General features: G+C 54.2%; 16 protein-coding genes. All 16 read right to left on the reverse strand.

Annotated features, from left to right (window positions below):
• Positions 1–78: 78 nt before the first annotated feature.
• Positions 79–2,196, reverse strand: coding sequence for an elongation factor G (gene fusA / locus Q0746_RS06380; RefSeq protein ID WP_298258413.1), 2,118 nt, complete (start codon positions 2,194–2,196; stop codon positions 79–81).
• Positions 2,197–2,211: 15 nt separating this feature from the next.
• A complete protein-coding gene (gene rpsG / locus Q0746_RS06385; protein WP_298258415.1) occupies positions 2,212–2,682 on the reverse strand; it encodes a 30S ribosomal protein S7 in 471 nt (156 codons plus the stop codon).
• A gap of 12 nt (positions 2,683–2,694) precedes the next feature.
• On the reverse strand, positions 2,695–3,066 hold the full coding sequence (gene rpsL / locus Q0746_RS06390; protein ID WP_089949183.1) for a 30S ribosomal protein S12: 372 nt from the start codon (positions 3,064–3,066) through the stop codon (positions 2,695–2,697).
• A 282-nt stretch (positions 3,067–3,348) separates the two neighbouring features.
• Positions 3,349–4,260 carry a DMT family transporter gene (locus Q0746_RS06395; protein ID WP_363322741.1) on the reverse strand — a complete coding sequence of 304 codons (912 nt, stop codon included), beginning with the start codon at positions 4,258–4,260 and terminating at the stop codon, positions 3,349–3,351.
• A gap of 101 nt (positions 4,261–4,361) precedes the next feature.
• Positions 4,362–8,603: a DNA-directed RNA polymerase subunit beta' gene (gene rpoC / locus Q0746_RS06400; RefSeq protein ID WP_298258420.1), complete on the reverse strand. Its 4,242-nt coding sequence runs from the start codon at positions 8,601–8,603 to the stop codon at positions 4,362–4,364.
• A gap of 49 nt (positions 8,604–8,652) precedes the next feature.
• Positions 8,653–12,789, reverse strand: a complete 4,137-nt coding sequence (gene rpoB, locus Q0746_RS06405; RefSeq protein ID WP_298258422.1) for a DNA-directed RNA polymerase subunit beta — start codon at positions 12,787–12,789, stop codon at positions 8,653–8,655.
• A gap of 239 nt (positions 12,790–13,028) precedes the next feature.
• Positions 13,029–13,406, reverse strand: coding sequence for a 50S ribosomal protein L7/L12 (gene rplL, locus Q0746_RS06410; protein WP_298258424.1), 378 nt, complete (start codon positions 13,404–13,406; stop codon positions 13,029–13,031).
• Between the two features lie 72 nt (positions 13,407–13,478).
• A complete protein-coding gene (rplJ, locus tag Q0746_RS06415; RefSeq protein ID WP_298258426.1) occupies positions 13,479–13,994 on the reverse strand; it encodes a 50S ribosomal protein L10 in 516 nt (171 codons plus the stop codon).
• Between the two features lie 303 nt (positions 13,995–14,297).
• Entirely contained in the window at positions 14,298–15,386 is a 1,089-nt protein-coding gene (locus Q0746_RS06420; protein WP_298258428.1) for a Hint domain-containing protein, read from the reverse strand.
• Between the two features lie 329 nt (positions 15,387–15,715).
• On the reverse strand, positions 15,716–16,123 hold the full coding sequence (locus tag Q0746_RS06425; RefSeq protein ID WP_298258430.1) for an adenylyltransferase/cytidyltransferase family protein: 408 nt from the start codon (positions 16,121–16,123) through the stop codon (positions 15,716–15,718).
• A complete protein-coding gene (locus Q0746_RS06430; protein WP_298258432.1) occupies positions 16,113–17,006 on the reverse strand; it encodes a LicD family protein in 894 nt (297 codons plus the stop codon). The genes Q0746_RS06425 and Q0746_RS06430 overlap by 11 nt, the downstream gene beginning before the upstream one ends.
• Positions 17,007–17,223: 217 nt before the next feature.
• On the reverse strand, positions 17,224–17,922 hold the full coding sequence (gene rplA / locus Q0746_RS06435) for a 50S ribosomal protein L1 (protein ID WP_298258434.1): 699 nt from the start codon (positions 17,920–17,922) through the stop codon (positions 17,224–17,226).
• Complete coding sequence (rplK, locus tag Q0746_RS06440; RefSeq protein WP_298258436.1) at positions 17,922–18,347, reverse strand: 50S ribosomal protein L11; 426 nt, start codon at positions 18,345–18,347, stop codon at positions 17,922–17,924. The genes rplA and rplK overlap by 1 nt, the downstream gene beginning before the upstream one ends.
• Before the next feature lie 104 nt (positions 18,348–18,451).
• Positions 18,452–18,985: a transcription termination/antitermination protein NusG gene (nusG, locus tag Q0746_RS06445; RefSeq protein ID WP_298258438.1), complete on the reverse strand. Its 534-nt coding sequence runs from the start codon at positions 18,983–18,985 to the stop codon at positions 18,452–18,454.
• A 235-nt stretch (positions 18,986–19,220) separates the two neighbouring features.
• Positions 19,221–20,381, reverse strand: coding sequence for an aminotransferase class I/II-fold pyridoxal phosphate-dependent enzyme (locus Q0746_RS06450; RefSeq protein WP_298258440.1), 1,161 nt, complete (start codon positions 20,379–20,381; stop codon positions 19,221–19,223).
• 111 nt (positions 20,382–20,492) lie between these two features.
• Positions 20,493–20,687, reverse strand: a complete 195-nt coding sequence (secE, locus tag Q0746_RS06455) for a preprotein translocase subunit SecE (RefSeq protein WP_298258442.1) — start codon at positions 20,685–20,687, stop codon at positions 20,493–20,495.
• Positions 20,688–20,733: the final 46 nt, after the last annotated feature.

A 20,733-nucleotide genomic window follows, 5' to 3' on the forward strand; every position in this document is an offset into this window, starting at 1 on the left:
TTTATGTCTATGTGCAGGTGGCGGGTTCGACCCGATACCTAAAAGGGAAACGATGCGCGCCCGAGGCGCGCACCGGAATTATGCAAATTTGGCCTGAATTTCTTCAGAGATCGCGTTTGGCACTGGCTCGTAGTGGTCGAACTGCATGGTGAAGTTCGCACGACCCGAAGACATCGAACGCAATGTGTTGATGTAGCCGAACATGTTCGCCAAAGGCACGAAGGCGTCGATGGCAATCGCGTTACCGCGAGCATCTTGACCCTGAACCTGACCACGACGTGATGTCAGATCACCGATGATACCACCTGTGTATTCGTCAGGTGTCACAACTTCGACCTTCATCACTGGCTCCAGAAGTTTCGCGCCAGCTTTGCGCATACCTTCACGCATACACATACGTGCAGCGATCTCGAATGCCAGAATGCTGGAGTCAACGTCGTGGAACTTACCGTCGATCAAAGCAACTTTGAAGTCGATCACAGGGAAGCCAGCCAATGGGCCGCTGTCCATAACCGAGTTGATGCCTTTTTCAACGCCAGGGATGTATTCCTTAGGAACAGCACCACCAACGATGCGGCTCTCGAAGGAGAACCCTTCGCCAGGCTCTGTCGGAGTGATGATCATCTTCACTTCGCCGAACTGACCAGACCCACCAGACTGCTTCTTGTGGGTGTAGCTGTGCTCGACTTCGTGACCGATAGTCTCACGGTAAGCAACCTGAGGCGCACCAATGTTGGCTTCAACTTTGAATTCGCGCTTCAGACGGTCCACGAGGATGTCGAGGTGAAGCTCGCCCATGCCCTTCATGATGGTTTGACCGGACTCAAGGTCGGTCTCAACACGGAAGGATGGATCCTCTGCAGCCAGACGTTGCAAACCAATCGACATTTTCTCTTGGTCGGCTTTTGTCTTAGGCTCAACGGCGATCTCGATCACTGGATCTGGGAACGTCATTGTTTCAAGAACAACCTGCTCTTTGTCGTCGGACAGAGTGTCACCCGTTGTGGTGTCTTTCAGACCGGCAAGCGCGATGATGTCACCAGCATATGCTTCGGTGATTTCGTCTTGCTTGTTGGAGTGCATCATAACCATACGGCCGATACGCTCTTTACGACCTTTGGTTGTGTTCATCAGCGTGTCACCCTTGGCAAGTGTGCCAGAGTAGATACGTGTGAACGTCAGCGTGCCCATGTAAGGGTCGTTCATGATTTTGAACGCAAGGCCAGAGAATGCCATGTCATCATCCGCACGGCGGGCGATGTCACGTGTCTCTGTCTCATCGCCAGGCTTAAAGCCCATGTAGTCAACTACGTCGAGCGGGCTCGGCAGGTAGTCAACAACAGCGTTGAGAAGCGGCTGAACGCCTTTGTTTTTGAACGCGGAGCCACCCAGAACCGGCACGAATGCCATTGCCAGTGTGCCCTTACGAAGCAATTTGCGCAGTGTTGGAACGTCAGGCTCGTTGCCTTCAAGGTATTCCATCATCGCGTCGTCGTCCATTTCGACGGCGGCTTCGATCATTTTGCCACGCCATTCGTTGGCCATATCTTGAAGCTCTGCACGGATTGGGCGTTTTTCCCAAGTCGCGCCGAGGTCTTCGCCGATGTAGACCCACTCTTGCATGGTTACGAGGTCAACCAGACCTTCCAGCTCGGTTTCCGCGCCGATTGGCACGCCGACTGGAACAGCTGTTGCGCCTGTACGGTCTTCGATCTGTGCAACACAGTTGAAGAAGTCCGCGCCGATCTTATCCATTTTGTTCACGAATACGATCCGTGGAACTTTGTAGCGATCAGCCTGACGCCAAACAGTTTCTGTCTGAGGCTCAACACCAGCGTTGCCATCCAGAACACAAACGGCACCATCGAGAACAGCCAAGGAACGCTCAACTTCAATAGTGAAGTCAACGTGACCCGGAGTGTCGATGATGTTCATGCGGTGCTTAGGAGAATCCGGTGTTGTGCCGTCTTCTGTACGTTCCCAGAATGTCGTCGTCGCAGCGGAAGTAATTGTAATACCCCGTTCCTGCTCCTGCTCCATCCAGTCCATCGTTGCTGCGCCGTCGTGGACTTCGCCGATGTTGTGGGATTTGCCCGTGTAGTACAGGATCCGCTCGGAACAGGTGGTTTTACCTGCGTCGATGTGGGCCATGATACCAAAGTTGCGGTACAGCTCTAGTGGAAATTCGCGTGCCATATCAGGTGCGTCCCTTTACCAGCGGTAGTGGCTGAATGCTTTGTTAGCATCGGCCATTTTGTGAGTGTCTTCGCGTTTCTTGACGGCGGAACCACGGGAGTTCACAGCATCCATCAATTCGCCAGCAAGACGTTCTTCCATGGTGTTTTCGTTGCGCGTGCGCGCAGCTTTGATCAACCAACGGATTGCCAGGGCTTCGCGACGTTCTGGACGAACCTCAACGGGAACCTGGTAAGTCGCACCACCGACGCGGCGCGAGCGCACTTCGACGGATGGTTTGATCAGCTCAAGAGCTTCGTGGAACACTTCCACAGGAGCTTTCTTCAGCTTGGCTTCAACGCGGTCAAATGCGTTGTATACGATACGTTCGGCGGCAGATTTTTTGCCGTCGATCATTAGGTTGTTCATGAACTTTGTCAGAACGCGGTCACCAAATTTGGCGTCCGGCAGTACTTCGCGTTTTTCAGCGGCGTGACGACGTGACATGTAATCTCTTCCTTACTTCGGACGCTTCGCGCCGTATTTCGAACGACGTTGTTTACGATCTTTAACGCCTTGGGTATCCAGAACACCGCGCAGGATGTGGTAACGGACACCCGGAAGGTCTTTTACACGACCGCCGCGGATCAGAACCACAGAGTGCTCCTGAAGGTTGTGGCTTTCACCTGGAATGTAGGAGATGACCTCGAAGCCGTTTGTCAGGCGCACTTTGGCAACCTTACGCATAGCGGAGTTCGGTTTCTTAGGTGTCGTTGTATAGACACGTGTGCAAACGCCACGCTTTTGCGGGCATTGCTCTAGGTGCTGAGACTTGGAAGTCTTGCGTTTTGGCTGGCGCGGTTTGCGGATCAGCTGTTGGATCGTTGGCATTGAGGATCGTCCCCTTGGTTTCAAACTCGTTTGGAACACACGCGCGTGCGCCCCGCTTAATTCTTGGTTGTGATTGCGCGTCCGCAAACACAAAGACCCGCATCGGGTTACCCTACCTGGGTTCCGAGCGGTGAGGTTACAGAGGATCGGGACGAGTAAGTGTCCGGATCGTGACCACATAAATTTTGAGTACAAGCCGAGCGTTCCCCGACCTGCTTGCGCGCCTGATAAGCGGAGTCGCGCAAGGTGTCAACAGCAGCGGCCGCTTCGCGCAGTCCTGCGTCACCGTTGACGCACAGCTTTCCCCCGCCGCTTTGCCGCTACCCGTTCACGGTAGAGAGTAAACAACCCCGTCGCGACAACGATTGCCGAGCCCAGCAGCGTCACCTCATCAGGCCAGTCCCCGAAGACAATCAGCCCAAGAAGCAAGGCCACGATAAGACTGGTATAACGAAACGGGGCAACAAAGCCGATTTCACCAAACCGCATTGCCGACACCGAGAAAACATAGCCCCCGATAACGAAGAAGCTTGCCCCGCCCAGCCACATCGCTGAAGTCGCACTCAGGGGGGTCCATTGCTCTGTCAGGCTTCCAACTCCGCCAATAAGAAATACCCCGAAGGCCGCCGCCAGCGCGATCGTCATTGAGGGAACCGACGATGATATGCGGCGCGCACAGAGATCCCGAATTGTAACGCAGGCGACTGCCAGCAGCACGTAGATGGAATAGACCGAAAACCCGCCATCATCACCAAACAAGAAAGGTGGCTGCAGTATCAAGATCACGCCAATAAAGCCTACTAGAATTGCCAACAGGCGTTTCCAGCCCACAGCCTCACCCAAGAACAACGCACCGGCCAAAGTGACGGTCAAAGGTAGGGCTTGTAGAATGGCCGTCACATCCGCAATCGGCATGTGATAAAGGGCGGATATAAAAAAGTAGGCCGAGCCAAGTTCTGCGACCGAACGCACCGCAATAAGCAGCTGATCCTTGCGGGCAAACTGCGCACGCAGCCCCCCCGAACGCCACGCCATAAACCCCAGAAAAAGCATCACCGGAACAGAGCGCAACATCAGCGCCTGAAACAACGGAACGTCACCAGACAGGGACTTCATGCAAACATCGTTCAACGTGAAAGCTGTCATTGAGCCCATCATGAATAGGGCACCGCGAATGTTATCTGAAATGGCCATGATTTCGCGAATATCATTGAAGCGCGCATCTAGATAGCACCAAAAGAAAAGCCCCCGCCGAATTCTCGGCGGGGGCTTCGTGATTTCACCTCAAGCAGGACTTATTCGTCGCGGCTCTCTGGGGTTTCGACCATGATGGACGCCATTGGATCGTCTGCGACGGTTTCCTCAGGGGCAGCCAATGCAAGAGCGGCTTCTGCCTCGGCCTTGCGGGCCTCGACAACCACATTGTCACGATCCGTAGCAATGCGGCGCATTTTTTGCGTCGCACCACCGGTACCAGCTGGGATCAGGCGGCCAACGATGACGTTCTCTTTTAAACCAATCAGTTTGTCACGTTTGCCCATTGTAGAGGCTTCCGTGAGAACGCGGGTCGTTTCTTGGAACGATGCAGCGGAGATAAACGAACGCGTTTGCAGCGACGCTTTGGTGATCCCCAGCAGGATAGGTTCGCCGGTTGCCGGCTCCCCACCTTTGGAAATCGCCTTCTCGTTGGCGGCATCAAACTCGGCCTTGTCAACGTGTTCGCCCTTCAAAAGTGTCGTCATCCCAGAGGATTGAACTTCCCACTTCTGCAGCATTTGACGCACGATAACTTCGATGTGTTTATCGTTAATCTTCACGCCTTGCAGACGGTACACGTCTTGGACTTCGTCGATCATGTAGTCGGCCAAAGCCTCAACACCCATAATGCCAAGGATATCATGCGGCGCAGGGTTGCCGTCCATGATGTAGTCACCTTTTTGCACGAAGTCGCCTTCGGCTACTGGGATGTGCTTCCCTTTTGGCACCATGTATTCGACTTTGTTGTCCGGATCCTCGGAGGACTCAATCGCGATGCGGCGCTTGTTTTTGTAGTCCTTGCCGAAGCGAACGTAGCCATCGATTTCCGCGATGATAGCGTGGTCTTTAGGGCGACGTGCCTCAAAGAGTTCAGCCACACGTGGAAGACCACCGGTAATGTCCTTGGTTTTGGCACCCTCACGAGGGATACGCGCAACCACGTCACCGGCTTTGATGTCCTGACCGTCTTCGATCGACAGAATGGCGTCTACAGACATTGGGTAAGTGGCAGGGTTGCCATTTTCCAAACGCACAGGTTCGCCGTCAGGGCCTTCGATCAGCACTTCAGGTTTCAGCTCGTTGCCTTTTGGCGCTGCGCGCCAGTCCACAACGATCTTCTGTGTCATGCCGGTTGCGTCATCGGTCTCATCCTTAACGGCGATGCCGGAGATGAGGTCGACAAAACGGGCCTTACCGTCTTTTTCAGCGATGATTGGCAATGTGTACGGATCCCATTCAAATAGCTTGTCGCCGCGGGCCACTTTGGCCTTATCTTTGACGTGCAGTTTGGAGCCGTAGCCGATTTTGTGACGCGCGCGCTCGGTGCCGTTGGCATCGGTGATTGTGAGTTGCATGTTGCGCCCCATAACCACTTTTTCGCCTGCGGCGTTCTCAAGGATGGAGGCGTTCTCGAACGCGACCTTACCTTCTTGCGAAGCCTCAAGGAACGATTGCTGGCCACCCTGCGCAACACCACCAATGTGGAACGTCCGCATTGTCAGCTGTGTACCAGGCTCACCGATCGACTGAGCAGCGATAATACCGACAGCTTCACCAGTGTTCACCAGCGTACCACGGGCCAAGTCGCGGCCGTAGCACATGGCGCAAACGCCTTCTTCAGCTTCACAGGTCAAAGGCGAACGCATACGGGCAGTTGGAATATCCGCCGCATCGATTGCGTCAGCTTTACGCTCGTCGATCAGCTCGTCACGGGCGACGATGATTTCGTCCGTGCCAGGCATCAAGATGTCTTCTGCAGCTGTACGACCCAAGAGACGTTCACCGATGGAAGCCACAACTTCACCGTCATTCACCGCGGAGGATGCGTTGATGAAGTTTTCAGTGCCACAGTCATGCATGCGAACGATGCAATCTTGCGCCACGTCAACCAGACGACGTGTCAGGTAACCGGAGTTCGCAGTCTTCAAAGCCGTATCCGACAGACCCTTACGGGCACCGTGGGTGGAGTTGAAGTACTCAAGAACGCTGAGGCCTTCTTTAAAGTTCGAGATGATCGGCGTCTCGATGATTTCACCGTTCGGCTTGGCCATAAGACCACGCATACCGCCCAGCTGTTTCATCTGAGTAACCGAGCCACGCGCACCGGAGTGGGCCATCATGTAAACCGAGTTCGGTTCATTTTCAGCGCCCGCCTCATCACGACCAGAGTCAGAGATGTTAGACATCATCGCGTCAGTCACTTGGTCGTTACATTTCGACCATGCATCGATGACTTTGTTGTACTTCTCGCCCTGCGTAATCAGGCCGTCCATGTACTGCTGTTCGAACTCTTTGACCTGACCGCGTGTGCCGTCAACGATTGGCCATTTGGTGTCTGGGATCAGCATGTCGTCCTTACCGAACGAAATGCCCGCTTTAAACGCTTCGCGGAAACCCATGGTCATGATCTGGTCACAGAAGATTACGGACTCTTTCTGACCACAGTAGCGGTAGACAGTGTCAATAACCTGCTGAACTTCCTTCTTACGCAGAAGGCGGTTCACCAGCGAGAACGGTGCTTTCGCGTTGATTGGCAACAAGGCACCCAAGCGGATACGACCCGGAGTGGTCTCGAAGCGCGTCAACACCTCGTTCCCTTCCGCATCGATCTGCGGCAGGCGCGCTTGGATCTTGGCGTGCAAGTGAACCTCACCGGAATCCAGCGCGTGCTGAACTTCGTCGACATTCGAGAAGATCTTGCCTTCGCCAAGCATGCCTTCGCGTTCCATGGTGATGTAGTACAGACCAAGGATCATATCCTGCGATGGCACGATAATCGGAGCACCGTTCGCAGGGGACAGGACGTTGTTGGTCGACATCATCAGAACACGTGCTTCAAGCTGGGCTTCCAGCGAAAGAGGCACGTGAACAGCCATTTGGTCACCGTCGAAGTCGGCGTTAAAGGCCGAACAGACCAGCGGGTGCAGCTGGATGGCTTTCCCTTCGATCAGAACCGGCTCGAACGCTTGGATACCCAAACGGTGCAATGTCGGCGCACGGTTCAGCATCACTGGGTGTTCGCGGATCACTTCGTCGAGGATGTCCCAAACTTCTGGACGCTCTTTTTCAACAAGCTTTTTCGCCTGCTTCACGGTGGAGGACAGACCTTTGGCCTCCAGACGCGAGTAGATGAACGGCTTGAACAGCTCGAGTGCCATCTTCTTGGGCAAACCACATTGATGCAATTTCAGCTCTGGGCCCGTCACAATGACCGAACGTCCAGAGAAGTCGACGCGCTTACCCAAAAGGTTCTGACGGAAGCGACCTTGCTTCCCTTTCAGCATGTCGGACAAGGACTTCAGCGGGCGCTTGTTGGCACCAGTGATAGTCCGGCCACGACGACCGTTGTCGAACAGCGCATCCACAGATTCCTGCAACATACGCTTTTCGTTGCGCACGATGATATCAGGTGCGCGAAGCTCGATCAGGCGCTTCAGGCGGTTGTTCCGGTTGATCACGCGGCGGTACAGGTCGTTCAGATCGGACGTCGCAAAGCGGCCGCCATCAAGTGGGACCAGCGGGCGCAGCTCTGGCGGGATCACAGGAACCACTGTCAGAACCATCCACTCTGGGCGGTTGCCGGATTCAAGGAAGTTCTCAACCAGTTTCAGACGTTTGATGATCTTCTTCGGCTTCAGCTCACCTGTGGCCTCTTTGAGGTCCTCACGCAACTGGTCAGCCTCTGCTTCCAGATCGATCGCAGCCAGCATTTCGCGGATCGCTTCTGCACCGATGTTGGCGGTGAAGGCGTCCATGCCATAGGCGTCTTGAGCGTCGAGGAACTCTTCCTCATTCATCAATTGGCCGTAAACAAGGTCAGTCAGACCCGGCTCGATGACAACGTAGTTCTCGAAGTAGAGAATACGTTCCAGATCACGCAGCGTCATATCCAGCATCAGGCCGATCCGCGATGGAAGCGACTTGAGGAACCAGATGTGCGCTACTGGGGCTGCCAGCTCGATGTGGCCCATACGTTCGCGACGTACTTTTTGAAGCGTTACTTCGACACCACATTTCTCGCAGACAACGCCGCGATACTTCATGCGCTTATATTTACCGCACAGGCATTCGTAGTCTTTAACTGGGCCAAAGATGCGCGCGCAGAACAAGCCGTCCCGCTCTGGCTTGAACGTACGGTAGTTGATGGTTTCCGGCTTTTTGATCTCGCCGTAGGACCAGCTCAAGATACGCTCGGGCGAGGCCAAAGAAACTTTGATTTCGTCAAAGCTCTTTGGTGCCGCGATCGGGTTGAACGGGTTGTTTGTCAGTTCCTGGTTCATTTTGCGTCCTTACAAATTAGGGGATGGGTTGAGTGGGGCGCTCGGCGCCCTACTCCTCCTCCGCATCCAGGAGTTCCATGTTGAGGCCGAGGCCTCGGACTTCTTTCACGAGAACGTTGAACGATTCCGGAATACCGGCCTCGAAGTTGTCCTCGCCTTTGACGATCGACTCGTAGACTTTCGTCCGGCCTGCCACGTCATCCGATTTCACCGTCAGCATTTCTTGCAAGGTGTAAGCGGCCCCGTAAGCTTCAAGCGCCCAGACTTCCATCTCCCCGAAGCGCTGACCACCAAACTGGGCTTTACCACCCAGAGGTTGCTGCGTGACGAGCGAGTATGGACCCGTAGAACGAGCGTGGATTTTGTCGTCCACAAGGTGGTGCAGTTTCAGCAGGTATTTGACACCTACGGTCACAGGACGGGCGAATTGCTCACCAGTGCGGCCATCATACAGAACCGACTGACCCGAAGTGTCAAAGCCCGCTTTTGTCAGCGCGTCGTTGATGTCGCTTTCTTTCGCACCATCAAAAACCGGCGTCGCAATTGGAACACCGCGGCGCACGGCCTCGGCAGATTCAATCATGTCGGTTTCAATCATGCCGCCGAAGGCTTCATTGTAGGTCTCGGCACCATATGCGTGCTCAAGCGCATCACGCACAGGCTGGCTGTCGCCAGTCCGCTTGAAGTCTTCCAAAGCGTCGTCAATTTTCAGACCCAAGCCGCGTGCGGCCCAACCCATGTGGGTTTCAAGAATCTGCCCAACGTTCATACGTGAAGGCACACCCAGCGGGTTCAGACAGAAGTCGACCGGAGTACCATCTGCGAGGAATGGCATATCCTCCATTGGAACAACCTTGGAGATAACACCTTTGTTGCCGTGACGGCCGGCCATTTTGTCGCCCGGCTGAAGCTTGCGCTTCACAGCAACGAAGACCTTAACCATCTTCATGACGCCCGGTGGCAAGTCATCACCACGGCGGACTTTTTCGACCTTGTCTTCAAAACGGGCCTGAAGCGCGTTCTTTTGCGCCTCATATTGACCGTTCAGGGCCTCAAGGGCTGCGGCTTCGGTTTCTTCAGCCAAAGCAAGCTGCCACCATTGACCACGAGACAACATTTCCAACAATTCTGGTGTGATTTCCGAGTTCGGCTTAACGCCTTTCGGACCTTTCACAGCAGTTTTGCCGATCAGCATTGCCTGCAGACGTGAATAGATGTTGCGGTCAAGAATGCCCATCTCATCGTCGCGGTCACGCGCAAGGCGTTCGATTTCCTCACGCTCGATCTGCAAGGAGCGTTCGTCTTTCTCAACGCCGTGACGGTTAAAGAGGCGCACCTCAACAACAGTCCCGAAGTCACCCGGCTTCACGCGCAGCGATGTGTCACGCACATCGGAGGCTTTTTCACCAAAGATGGCGCGCAGAAGCTTTTCTTCCGGCGTCATCGGGCTTTCGCCCTTCGGTGTGATCTTACCGACCAGAATGTCACCCGGCTCTACGTCCGCGCCGATGTACACGATGCCAGCCTCGTCGAGGTTGCGCAGCGCTTCTTCACCAACGTTTGGAATGTCGCGTGTGATTTCTTCTGGTCCAAGCTTCGTATCACGAGCAGCGACTTCAAACTCTTCGAGGTGAATCGAAGTGAAGACGTCGTCACGCGCAATGCGCTCGGAGATCAGGATGGAGTCCTCATAGTTGTAGCCGTTCCATGGCATAAACGCGACGAGCACGTTCTTACCAAGGGCCAACTCGCCCATGTCGGTGGACGGACCATCGGCAATAACCTGACCGGCGGACACCACGTTGCCCACTTTCACCAGCGGACGCTGGTTGATGCAGGTGTTTTGGTTGGACCGCTGGAACTTGCGCAGACGGTAGATATCCACGCCTGGATCGCCTGGGGCCAGATCATCTGTTACGCGAACAACGATACGTGTCGCATCCACTTGGTCGATGATGCCGCCACGGTGGGCCTGAATGGCCGCACCCGAATCCGTTGCAACCACGCCTTCAATACCGGTGCCCACATATGGCGCATCAGCTTGCAGCAATGGAACAGCCTGACGTTGCATGTTCGACCCCATCAGGGCGCGGTTCGCATCGTCATTCTCAAGGAACGGGATCAAGGAAGCAGCGACCGAGACCAACTGCTTCGGGCTCACGTCGATCAGGTCCACATTGGCGTTGCTTTGCAGCATGTATTCGCCGGACTGACGGGTCGAAACCAATTCGTTAACGAACTTCATGTTGTCATCAAGGTTGGCGTTTGCCTGCGCAACAGTGTGGCGCATTTCCTCGGTTGCGGACATGTATTGCACATCGTCCGTGACAACACCGTCCACAACTTTGCGGTAAGGTGTCTCGATGAAGCCGTATTTGTTCACGCGGGCAAAGGTCGCCAACGAGTTGATCAGACCAATGTTCGGACCCTCGGGTGTCTCAATCGGGCACATGCGGCCGTAGTGAGTTGGGTGAACGTCGCGAACCTCAAAGCCTGCACGTTCACGTGTCAGACCACCTGGTCCAAGCGCGGACAAGCGGCGCTTGTGCGTGACTTCGGACAGCGGGTTGGTTTGGTCCATGAACTGCGACAGCTGCGAGGAGCCGAAGAATTCACGCACCGCAGCCGCAGCCGGTTTCGCGTTGATCAGGTCTTGTGGCATCACTGTGTCGATTTCGACAGAGGACATACGCTCTTTGATCGCGCGCTCCATGCGCAGCAGACCAACGCGGTACTGGTTCTCCATCAACTCGCCAACGGAACGCACACGACGGTTGCCCAAGTGGTCAATGTCGTCGATGTCGCCGCGACCATCGCGCAGGTCAACCAGCGCTTTGATGCAGGAGATGATGTCTTCCTTGCGCAGGGTGCGCACGGTGTCTTCAGCATCCAGATCAAGACGCATGTTCATCTTCACGCGACCAACGGCCGACAGGTCGTAGCGCTCGCTATCGAAGAACAATGTGTCGAACAACGCGGATGCGGATTCAACGGTGGGCGGCTCGCCCGGGCGCATAACGCGGTAGATATCCATCAGCGCGGTTTCGCGGCTGAAGTTCTTGTCCACGGCCACAGTGTTGCGGATGTATGGGCCCACGTTGACGTGGTCGATGTCCAGAGTTGGAATCGTGGTAACACCGTTGTCGATCAAAGTTTTCAGAGTGCCGCCTACGACCTCTTCGCCCTTTTTGTCCAACTCCCAAGTCAGCTCGTCACCGGCTTCAACCCAGATTTCGCCGGTCTCTTCGTTGATGATGTCACGCGCTACAAAACGACCGATGATGCCCTCAAACGGCAACAGGACGTTTTCGACGTTCCCTTCTTCGATCAGTTTCTTAACTGCGCGCGGTGTAACTTTCTTACCCGCTTCTGCAATCACTTCACCGGTTTTGGCGTCAATGATGTCGGCAGCAGGCTTGGTGCCTTTGATCCGCTCTGGGAAGAACTTCGTGGACCAGCCACCTTTCTTCACTGCGTTGAAATCTACGGTATCGTAATAGGCATCCATGATGCCTTCTTGGTCCAGACCCAATGCGTAAAGCAGGGTAGACACAGGCAACTTACGACGACGGTCGATACGCGCAAAAACCACATCCTTGGCATCGAACTCAAAGTCCAGCCAAGAGCCGCGGTATGGGATGATGCGGCATGCGAACAGCAGCTTACCCGAGGAGTGGGTTTTGCCTTTGTCGTGGTCGAAGAACACGCCAGGGGAGCGGTGCATCTGGGAAACGATAACACGCTCGGTGCCGTTCACAACGAAGGTACCATTTGGGGTCATCAAAGGCATGTCGCCCATGAAGACGTCTTGCTCTTTGATATCTTTAACCGACTTCGCGCCTGTATCCTCATCGATATCAAACACGATCAGACGAAGGGTTACTTTAAGCGGGGCGCTGTAAGTCATGTCGCGCTGCTGACATTCCTCAACGTCGTACTTTGGCTTTTCGAGTTCGTATTTTACGAACTCCAGAATTGCGGTTTCATTGAAGTCTTTAATCGGGAAAACCGATTGGAAGACGCCCTTGATACCTTCACCGTCCATCGGCGCCAGCTGGTCGCCGGACTTCAGGAAAAGATCATAAGAGGACTTCTGCACTTCAATAAGGTTTGGCATTGCCAAAACTTCATTAATTTTGCCGAAATATTTACGGATGCGTTTTTGACCAACGTATGTTTGAGCCATGCTCGTCAAAGCCTTTCAATTTCCTCGGATATGTCACCCCGGGGCCGGGTGGCATACCACTTGGATCAAGGAGATGTGGTTCAATACTTGCGCGCCTTCCCACGGGCGTGCTCCCGAACCTGATACCGCTCCTTAGAAAAGGCTCCAAAACAAAGCCCTCTCTGAGACGCGGAAAGCCGGACCCGGAATTAACCCGGATCCAGCCATTATTTTGACGACGCAGCAGTGCTGCGCGACAATTACTTGAGCTCGACTTCTGCGCCAGCTGCTTCCAGCTTGCCTTTGATGTCTTCTGCTTCTGCTTTGTCGACGCCTTCTTTGACAGCTTTGCCGCCAGCTTCGACCAAGTCTTTTGCTTCTTTGAGGCCCAGACCAGTGATGCCACGGACTTCTTTGATGACGTTGATTTTTGCTGCACCAGCAGAAACCAGGATTACGTCAAACTCGGATTTTTCTTCCGCTGCGCCACCAGCAGCGTCGCCGCCGCCAGCCATCATGACTGCGCCACCGGCTGCAGGCTCGATGCCATACTCGTCTTTAAGGATGGTTTTCAGTTCTTGTGCTTCGAGAAGGGTCAGACCAACGATCTCTTCAGCAAGTTTTTTCAGATCAGCCATTATACTGTTTCCGTTCTATTAAGTTGTGTTCCAACGCGTAGGCATTCGCCCCACGAAAGTATCGTCCCGAGGTTAAGCGGCTGCTTTGTCCTCGATGGTGCTGAGAATGCTTGCGACGTTCGAAGCAGGTGCGCCAATCGCGCCGGCAATGTTCGAAGCAGGGGCACCGATGCAACCCACGATGGAAGCAATAAGCTCCTCGCGGCTTGGCATGGCGGCCACGGCTTTAACACCAGCGACATCCAACGCGTTTTCGCCCATAGCACCCCCAAGGATAACGAGCTTTTCGTTGTCCTTGGAATAGTCGTTCACCACTTTCGCGGCGGCGACTGGGTCCTCTGAGTAGGCGAGAACGGTCATTCCCTCGAGGTATTCAGCAATGCTTGCGCATGGCTGGCCCTCAAGAGCGATTTTGGCGAGCCTGTTCTTGGCGACGCGGACAGACCCACCAGCTTCGCGCATACGCGCACGCAGGTCTTGCATCTCGGCAACCGTGATACCTTCGTAGTGGCTAACCACTACGACGCCAGAGCTTTCAAAGATTTGGCCGAGCTCTTCGACCAGTTTCTCTTTTTGTGCTCTATCCACAGTTTCACTCCAATTGTGGGGATTGCTCCCCGGCTCAGTCTACCGGATCACTCCGGCGGTTGGGTCCATCGTACACGGGACGCCCGAACCGCCTGGAGTTCTCACCCACAGTCAATCTGGTCTGATCCCGTCTCAGGCAGGAATTAAAGGGGTTTAAGGCCCCAACCCGCCATCTCGGACGAAACGCAAAAGAGCGCGTGACGAATCGCGCGCTCTAAAGCATGGGTTCAATTAGTCCCCTGAGGCCCAAAAGCCAAGACCGATCATGCGAAATATTGCAAGTTTCTCAAATTTTTTCTGAACTTAGGACTGCAGCAGCGGCTGCGCGTTCTTTCGGTGCCGCGAAAGCAGTTGTCGCATCGGATCCCCCTTCATGATGACGCGCGCAGGTGACCCCGCCGCCTCTATCAATTGTGGGAAGAATTCTTCGATCTCTTTTCGCGCCGCCGCGTTGATAGATTTCAACGCCACAGGGCCGGTGAGCAGGGATTCTGTCGGGGCCCCTTCGGCGAAAATGATCTCATGGTGATCCAGCAAAATGTGGTAGTAACTGACCACCGAAAAGTCCTTGGCATAAGAAATTCCAGGCAGGCCCAACAGCTTTTTCGCCGCCACCAGAACCTCGGTCTGCCCCGCAACTCTTTGCGCGATCTTGGAGCTGACAATCATTCGGTGCTGCTGCGATACAACCAAATCTGCAACGGGCAACCCCATACCCAACGCCCCTGCCTCAATCCGAATAGGGGTGAACCTACCGGTCGCAAGAAAGGAGGACGTGCCGATCCATCGAACGGGCTGCGCACCACGATCTTGGGTCATGATGAGGTCACCAACCTGCAGCTCCTCCACCGGGCGTTCCCCCCTGAGGGTCAGGATACGCGCACCGGCGGTAAAACAAGTCACAAAATCTGGGTCCTCGCGGCTGGCAGTTAGTCCGGAAAAATTGCTCCCAAGCAAACTGTCCAAGGTCAAAGACCGAATTGCAGCAGCCTCTAGCGCCACCTGGTCGGAATTGGCCGAGAATTCGGGGGCCAGATATGTGTTCCCGTCTGTGTCTTGAAAAATAACCGCTGTAATCGTCGCGGTCGTGCCGTCAATATAGGTGATCGTTGCATTGTAGACAGATGTGCCGTCAAAGGTCTGATCCGGCCCTCCGTCTATCGAGAAGGTCTCGTTTGAGGCGTTGTTGTTCATGTCGTAGGCCGTCGACACGCCCCCTGACGTTCCGGTTGAGCCCGGAGACAGCGTTTGAACATCATTGACCAAAGCGTCGCCGGCACCACCAAACGTCAACCCCACCAAAGCGCCTGCGCCCTCGGCCGAGTTGTTTCCTTCGATGGTGTCCATGTCCGATTGGACACCAAGGGATATCACGTCAAAAGTTGTTGCCATTTACCTACTGGCCGCCTCCACGTCACCGACGCGGATATCACCATCCTAACAGTTACCAAAACTACGGACGCATTTTGCGCCATGCCTTAGAGTTAGGTGCATTTTCCTAAAATTATCAGGGGAAAAGGGTCGGAAGTTCAGCACAGGCTGGATCACGCGCAGATCATCCGGCTTGATGGCATTTCCGGCAAGTATTGGCTGGCATGGGGCCTCATGCCCCATATAGGGATGATGCGAAAAGATCACCCAGTTGGACGGGTGACCTTTTCAATAGGCTTGCGCCGATGGAAGCGCAGAGAATGAAATGGGAAGGCGTTGAGGCGCCGTATTTACGCTGAGTGCCTCAAAACATTCGCACGAATTTCAGTTGTCGAAACATCGATTGTGCGTGGTAAATACACCACCTGACACAGGCTCTTCAAACTATCGAATTCACCCTGCCAGTCGTCCCCCATACCAAAAACGTCGACATTGAAGCGCCTGATATCAAGGACCTTCTGACTCCAGCATTTTTCGGGAACAACCTCTTCAACAAAGCGGCACGACCGCAGAATCGAGGCGCGGTCTTCATAGGATATCACCGCCTTTTTGCCCTTACGCGCGTTGAAGTCATCGGTCGACAATCCAACGATTAACCGATCACCAAAATAGCTTAACCGTTCCAGTAAACGGACATGCCCCACATGAAACATATCGAACGTCCCATACGTCAGTACGACCTTGTCCTTACTCTCCATTGTTCAACTCGCTCAATAATGCCGAGAACTTCTGTTTCTGGGCCACCCAAGGAAACGTGAACCGCGAATTCGGAATTCTCCAGTCGTCGCCATAATTCTCCTTAAGCAACACCTCGGGATGTGCAGGCAATGGAACGCCACTAATCGGGCAGGTCTTCAAAGGCCAAACATCTGAGTACGTTAATTGTTTGCGAGAATACGGAAAAATATTGTAGCGGCGGTGCGTCCCATAGGCTGGGAATAAATCCACTTCGAAGCCTTCAATATTTGGAAGTTTGATAATCGCATTCTTGCTTTCAATCAGACGGCATTCAATCCCCTCCGCAAGCAGGCAGGCCAAGAGAAGCTTGAACTCTTCGGCTGCATCCTCGTCACGGCGCACCGGCAATATTACCGCAAGATCAACATCGTCATCGTAAGGAATAAGCCCCTTATCGCGGACCAAACCCAAAAGCGTCCCAGAGTTCGCAAAGGCCTCGTACCCCAGATCATTCAGCACCGCTATTATCTTGCGGATACCTTCATAGATGGCCTCTTCCTCACAATCCGCTAGCTGCTTGTCCATAAAGCCGTGCGCGCCAAACGAAACGCCGCCCAGATGCTCCTTAAGCTGATCTTCGAAGCTGTCATACAAGTGCATCGCTCCGGCCTTCTCCCGAGCTTCGCGCAACATAGCCATCTGTTTGTTCGCGGCTGCCGCACGACAGCGACCCACAACCGCGTTTGCGACGAATGCTTCGCGGAACTCTATAAGGCCGCGTAGCTCTGCTGGCATGTCATCCATGGCACGCAGACGTTTTCGCGGCTGTAAATCCGAATTGTTTTCTTGCAACGCTCTAATTGCGTCACTTCTAAATTCAATTAATTCTTCGTGCTTACCCACACTAAAAACTCCAACACACAAAATAACTACAAACACTTCAATCAACGAAGTATGGCGCAATTTAAACGTCAATTAAAATTAATAATTAATAAAATTTGGTTAACATTTCGCAAGCAAAACAGTTTTCCATAAAAAAAGGCGCTCCAAACGAAGCGCCTTTCAGAAATTTTTAGAGCAGCGACTAAGCGCCTATATAATAGGCACTCATTCCTTCGCTTTAGTTGCCAGTTGCGTTGTCCACAGAGATGGTAACGCTTGGGCCCATTGTCGAAGACACAACGATCTTCTTCATGTATGTGCCCTTGGAACCCGCTGGGCGAGCTTTGCCAACTGCGTCGATAAACGCGCGAACGTTTTCAACCAGCTTGTCTTCGCCGAAAGAAGCTTTGCCGACACCTGCGTGTACAACACCAGCTTTTTCAACTTTGAACTGAACTTCGCCGCCCTTCGCAGCTTCAACAGCCGCTTTGACGTCCATAGTAACTGTACCAACCTTCGGGTTAGGCATCAGGTTACGTGGGCCAAGAACTTTACCCAGACGACCAACGATTGGCATCATGTCTGGTGTTGCAATGCAGCGATCGAAGTCGATCTTGCCGGATTGCACGATTTCCATCAGGTCCTCGGCACCAACGATGTCTGCGCCAGCCGCTTTGGCTTCTTCAGCTTTCGCATCACGCGCAAAAACAGCAACGCGCATGGTTTTGCCTGTGCCGTTTGGCAAAGCAACCACACCGCGGACCATTTGGTCGGCGTGACGTGGGTCAACGCCCAAGTTCATTGCGATTTCTACAGTTTCGTCGAATTTCGCTTTCGCGTTGTTCTTTACCAGAGCAACAGCTTCTTCGACAGTGACGTTGCGCTTGCCAGCGAATTGCTCACGAGCGGCGGTAGTGCGTTTTCCGTACTTAGCCATTACTTCACCTCGATGCCCATAGAACGGGCAGAGCCCAGAATGATCTGCATAGCCGCGTCGATGTCGTTCGCGTTCAGATCTTTCATTTTCGCTTCAGCGATCTCTTTGACCTGCTTGCTGGTCACATGGCCAACAACTTCGCGAGAAGGTGTTTTAGAGCCGGACTTCAGCTTCGCCGCTTTCTTCAGGAAGTAGGACGCAGGTGGCGTCTTGATGTCCATCGAGAACGATTTGTCTTGGTAATATGTAATCACAGTTGGGCAAGGCGCACCTGGCTCCAGATCCTGTGTCTTGGCGTTGAATGCCTTACAGAATTCCATGATGTTAATACCGCGTTGACCCAATGCTGGGCCTACGGGTGGGGATGGGTTGGCTTGACCTGCAGGAACCTGCAGTTTCATCGTACCAGCGATCTTCTTGGCCATTGGCCTTCTCCTTTATCAACACCCTCGGGTCGCGACCGTCGGGCAAGTGGTTGTCGTGGTCCGGTTCGCAGCACGCGTGCCGCTCGCCTCCCACGTGATGCACATCAGGCCGTTTTGGCGACCTGTGTGAATTCCAGTTCGACCGGCGTAGCGCGGCCAAAAATCGAGACAGTCACCTTCAGGCGCTGGTTCTCGTCGTCTACTTCTTCGACCTGACCTGCGAAGCCCTCGAACGGGCCTTCGGTCACATTCACGTTCTCGCCGATCTCGAACACAATGGTCGAGCGTGGCGCTTCCGCCCCCTCTTCGACGCGGCCCAAGATGGCCTGAACCTCGGCATCACGCATCGGGCTTGGCTTGCCTTGCGGGCCCAAGAAACCTGTAACGCGGTTGATCGAGCTAATCAGGTGGTAGCCGCGGTCGGACATGTCCATGCGCACCAGCACATAGCCAGGCATGAAGCGACGCTCGGCGGTCACTTTTTTGTTGCGGCGGATTTCGATGACTTCCTCAGTCGGAACCAGAACTTCAACGATTTCGTCCTGCAGGCCATTTTCTTCAGCAGCAGCGCGAATTTGTTCCGCGATCCGCTTCTCGAAGTTGGATAGCACTGATACCGAATACCAACGTTTTGCCATCTTGCCTGCGCCTCTATCTGTTCCGGCCTAGCCGGTAAGTTCCAATATTCCCAACAAGTTACACCAAAAAATTAGGTGACTCTTGCCGAAACGAAAACAGCGCGCATCTCGAATCGATACGCGCCAACTGTCCGTGTTGAGCGCTGCATTACGCCGCTATCGCCCAAGATTCAAGGGGTTGCGCCGTGAATTAAGCCAGCCTCACCCATTCACAGCGCAGTTAATTGTTGGCCCGTTAATTGTTGGCCCGTGTCAGAGCCTGCTCAAGATCATAGATCAGATCGCTCACGTCCTCGATGCCGATAGAAAGGCGCAAAAGCTGCGGGTGTACCGGAAACCCTTCGCCCGAAACGGTTTTGCGGTGCTCAATCAGGCTTTCGACCCCACCAAGGGATGTTGCGGGGTAGAACACCTCGCAATACCGCGTGACGTCGATTGCCGTTTGCTCCGACCCTTTAACGATAATTGACATCATGCCACCAAATTTGCCGTCGGTTTGCAACTTGGCCACGGCATGTCCTGGATCGGACGGCAAACCGGGGTAGAGCACCTTTTCCACATGAGGATGACCATCGAAATGGCGCGCCACCGCCATGGCATTTTGGCAGGAGCGCTCGACACGCAAAAACAATGTTCGCATACCTCGGATCAGCAGCCACGCATCGAATGAATGCAAAACGGTGCCCTGCAATTTGCGCACCATGTAGATGTCTTCCCAGAACTGGCCGGTTTCGCGCACAGAAAGAACGCCAGCGGTCACATCTGAATGACCGTTCAAATACTTGGTCGCGGAATGGAAGGAAATATCCGCCCCGAAGTCCAATGCCCGCGTCAAATTTGGCGGCGTGCCGGTGCAATCAGTCAGCAGTTTCGCCCCTGCCCCATGCGCTATCTCGGCGGCGGCGGCGATATCGGTGACTTCCCAATTGGGATTGTTTGGCGTTTCAACCCAAACCAGTGCTGTCTCTTCGTGTCGCACAGCGGCGGCCAGCGCGTCTAAATCGCCAGCGGCGTAATAGCTAACTTGGATTCGGCCATTGGCTTGATAGTTTTGGATCTGCGCCAAGACCCCATGATACATGACCTCCGGCACCACCACATGCGCGCCTGTGGGCAAATGCTCAATCACCGCCGTACAGGCCGACATGCCGGAAGCAAACAGCAGCGTTTCCTTTGCGCCCTCCAGTTCGGAAATCACCGCTTCCGCATGAGCCGTCGTCTGACTGCCATCACGGCGATACCAATAGGGCTTGCGCACCTCGTAATTCTCGTCACGGGCGTAGGTTGCCGCAGGCTGAATGGATGGCACAACCGCGCCGGTCTCCTCTTCGGTGAAATGCAAGGCTTGGGTGACCTTGGTTACCAATGAGGGGGTGCGGTTGCTTTTGTCAGTCATTGGGTCAGCGCCTTTGCCGGATTGCGTCTTGGCGATCTGACAAGAAAACACACGGCTTCGCCAGCACTATTTCAAGCGCTCTTTGCAAACACCAAAATGACAGCTCAAAGGCTAGAACAGGTCAAAGATGCCGTTCAGGCCAGCGCGAATTCCAATATCCACAAAGGAAAAGAAGATCGCGGTGATCGTCGCCAAGATGAACACCATAACCGTCGTCAGCAAAACTTCGCGACGTGTCGGCCAAACGATTTTCGAAACCTCGCCGCGGACCTGCTGGATAAACTGTGCTGGATTCGTGCGTGCCATGAATTCGGGACCTCTAGATGTGTTCACTGGGTCAGTTACGGCTCCT

This window comes from uncultured Litoreibacter sp. (assembly GCF_947487515.1).
Taxonomy (GTDB): Bacteria; Pseudomonadota; Alphaproteobacteria; order Rhodobacterales; family Rhodobacteraceae; genus Litoreibacter.

Bases quoted from the DNA above. Each gene is read 5' to 3' on its own strand.
- fusA (WP_298258413.1), bottom strand. From the start codon at position 2,196: ATGGCACGCGAATTTCCACTAGAGCTGTACCGCAACTTTGGTATCATG.
- rpsG (WP_298258415.1), bottom strand. From the start codon at position 2,682: ATGTCACGTCGTCACGCCGCTGAAAAACGCGAAGTACTGCCGGACGCC.
- rpsL (WP_089949183.1), bottom strand. From the start codon at position 3,066: ATGCCAACGATCCAACAGCTGATCCGCAAACCGCGCCAGCCAAAACGC.
- Q0746_RS06395 (WP_363322741.1), bottom strand. From the start codon at position 4,260: ATGGCCATTTCAGATAACATTCGCGGTGCCCTATTCATGATGGGCTCA.
- rpoC (WP_298258420.1), bottom strand. From the start codon at position 8,603: ATGAACCAGGAACTGACAAACAACCCGTTCAACCCGATCGCGGCACCA.
- rpoB (WP_298258422.1), bottom strand. From the start codon at position 12,789: ATGGCTCAAACATACGTTGGTCAAAAACGCATCCGTAAATATTTCGGC.
- rplL (WP_298258424.1), bottom strand. From the start codon at position 13,406: ATGGCTGATCTGAAAAAACTTGCTGAAGAGATCGTTGGTCTGACCCTT.
- Q0746_RS06420 (WP_298258428.1), bottom strand. From the start codon at position 15,386: ATGGCAACAACTTTTGACGTGATATCCCTTGGTGTCCAATCGGACATG.
- Q0746_RS06425 (WP_298258430.1), bottom strand. From the start codon at position 16,123: ATGGAGAGTAAGGACAAGGTCGTACTGACGTATGGGACGTTCGATATG.
- rplA (WP_298258434.1), bottom strand. From the start codon at position 17,922: ATGGCTAAGTACGGAAAACGCACTACCGCCGCTCGTGAGCAATTCGCT.
- rplK (WP_298258436.1), bottom strand. From the start codon at position 18,347: ATGGCCAAGAAGATCGCTGGTACGATGAAACTGCAGGTTCCTGCAGGT.
- nusG (WP_298258438.1), bottom strand. From the start codon at position 18,985: ATGGCAAAACGTTGGTATTCGGTATCAGTGCTATCCAACTTCGAGAAG.
- Q0746_RS06450 (WP_298258440.1), bottom strand. From the start codon at position 20,381: ATGACTGACAAAAGCAACCGCACCCCCTCATTGGTAACCAAGGTCACC.
- secE (WP_298258442.1), bottom strand. From the start codon at position 20,687: ATGGCACGCACGAATCCAGCACAGTTTATCCAGCAGGTCCGCGGCGAG.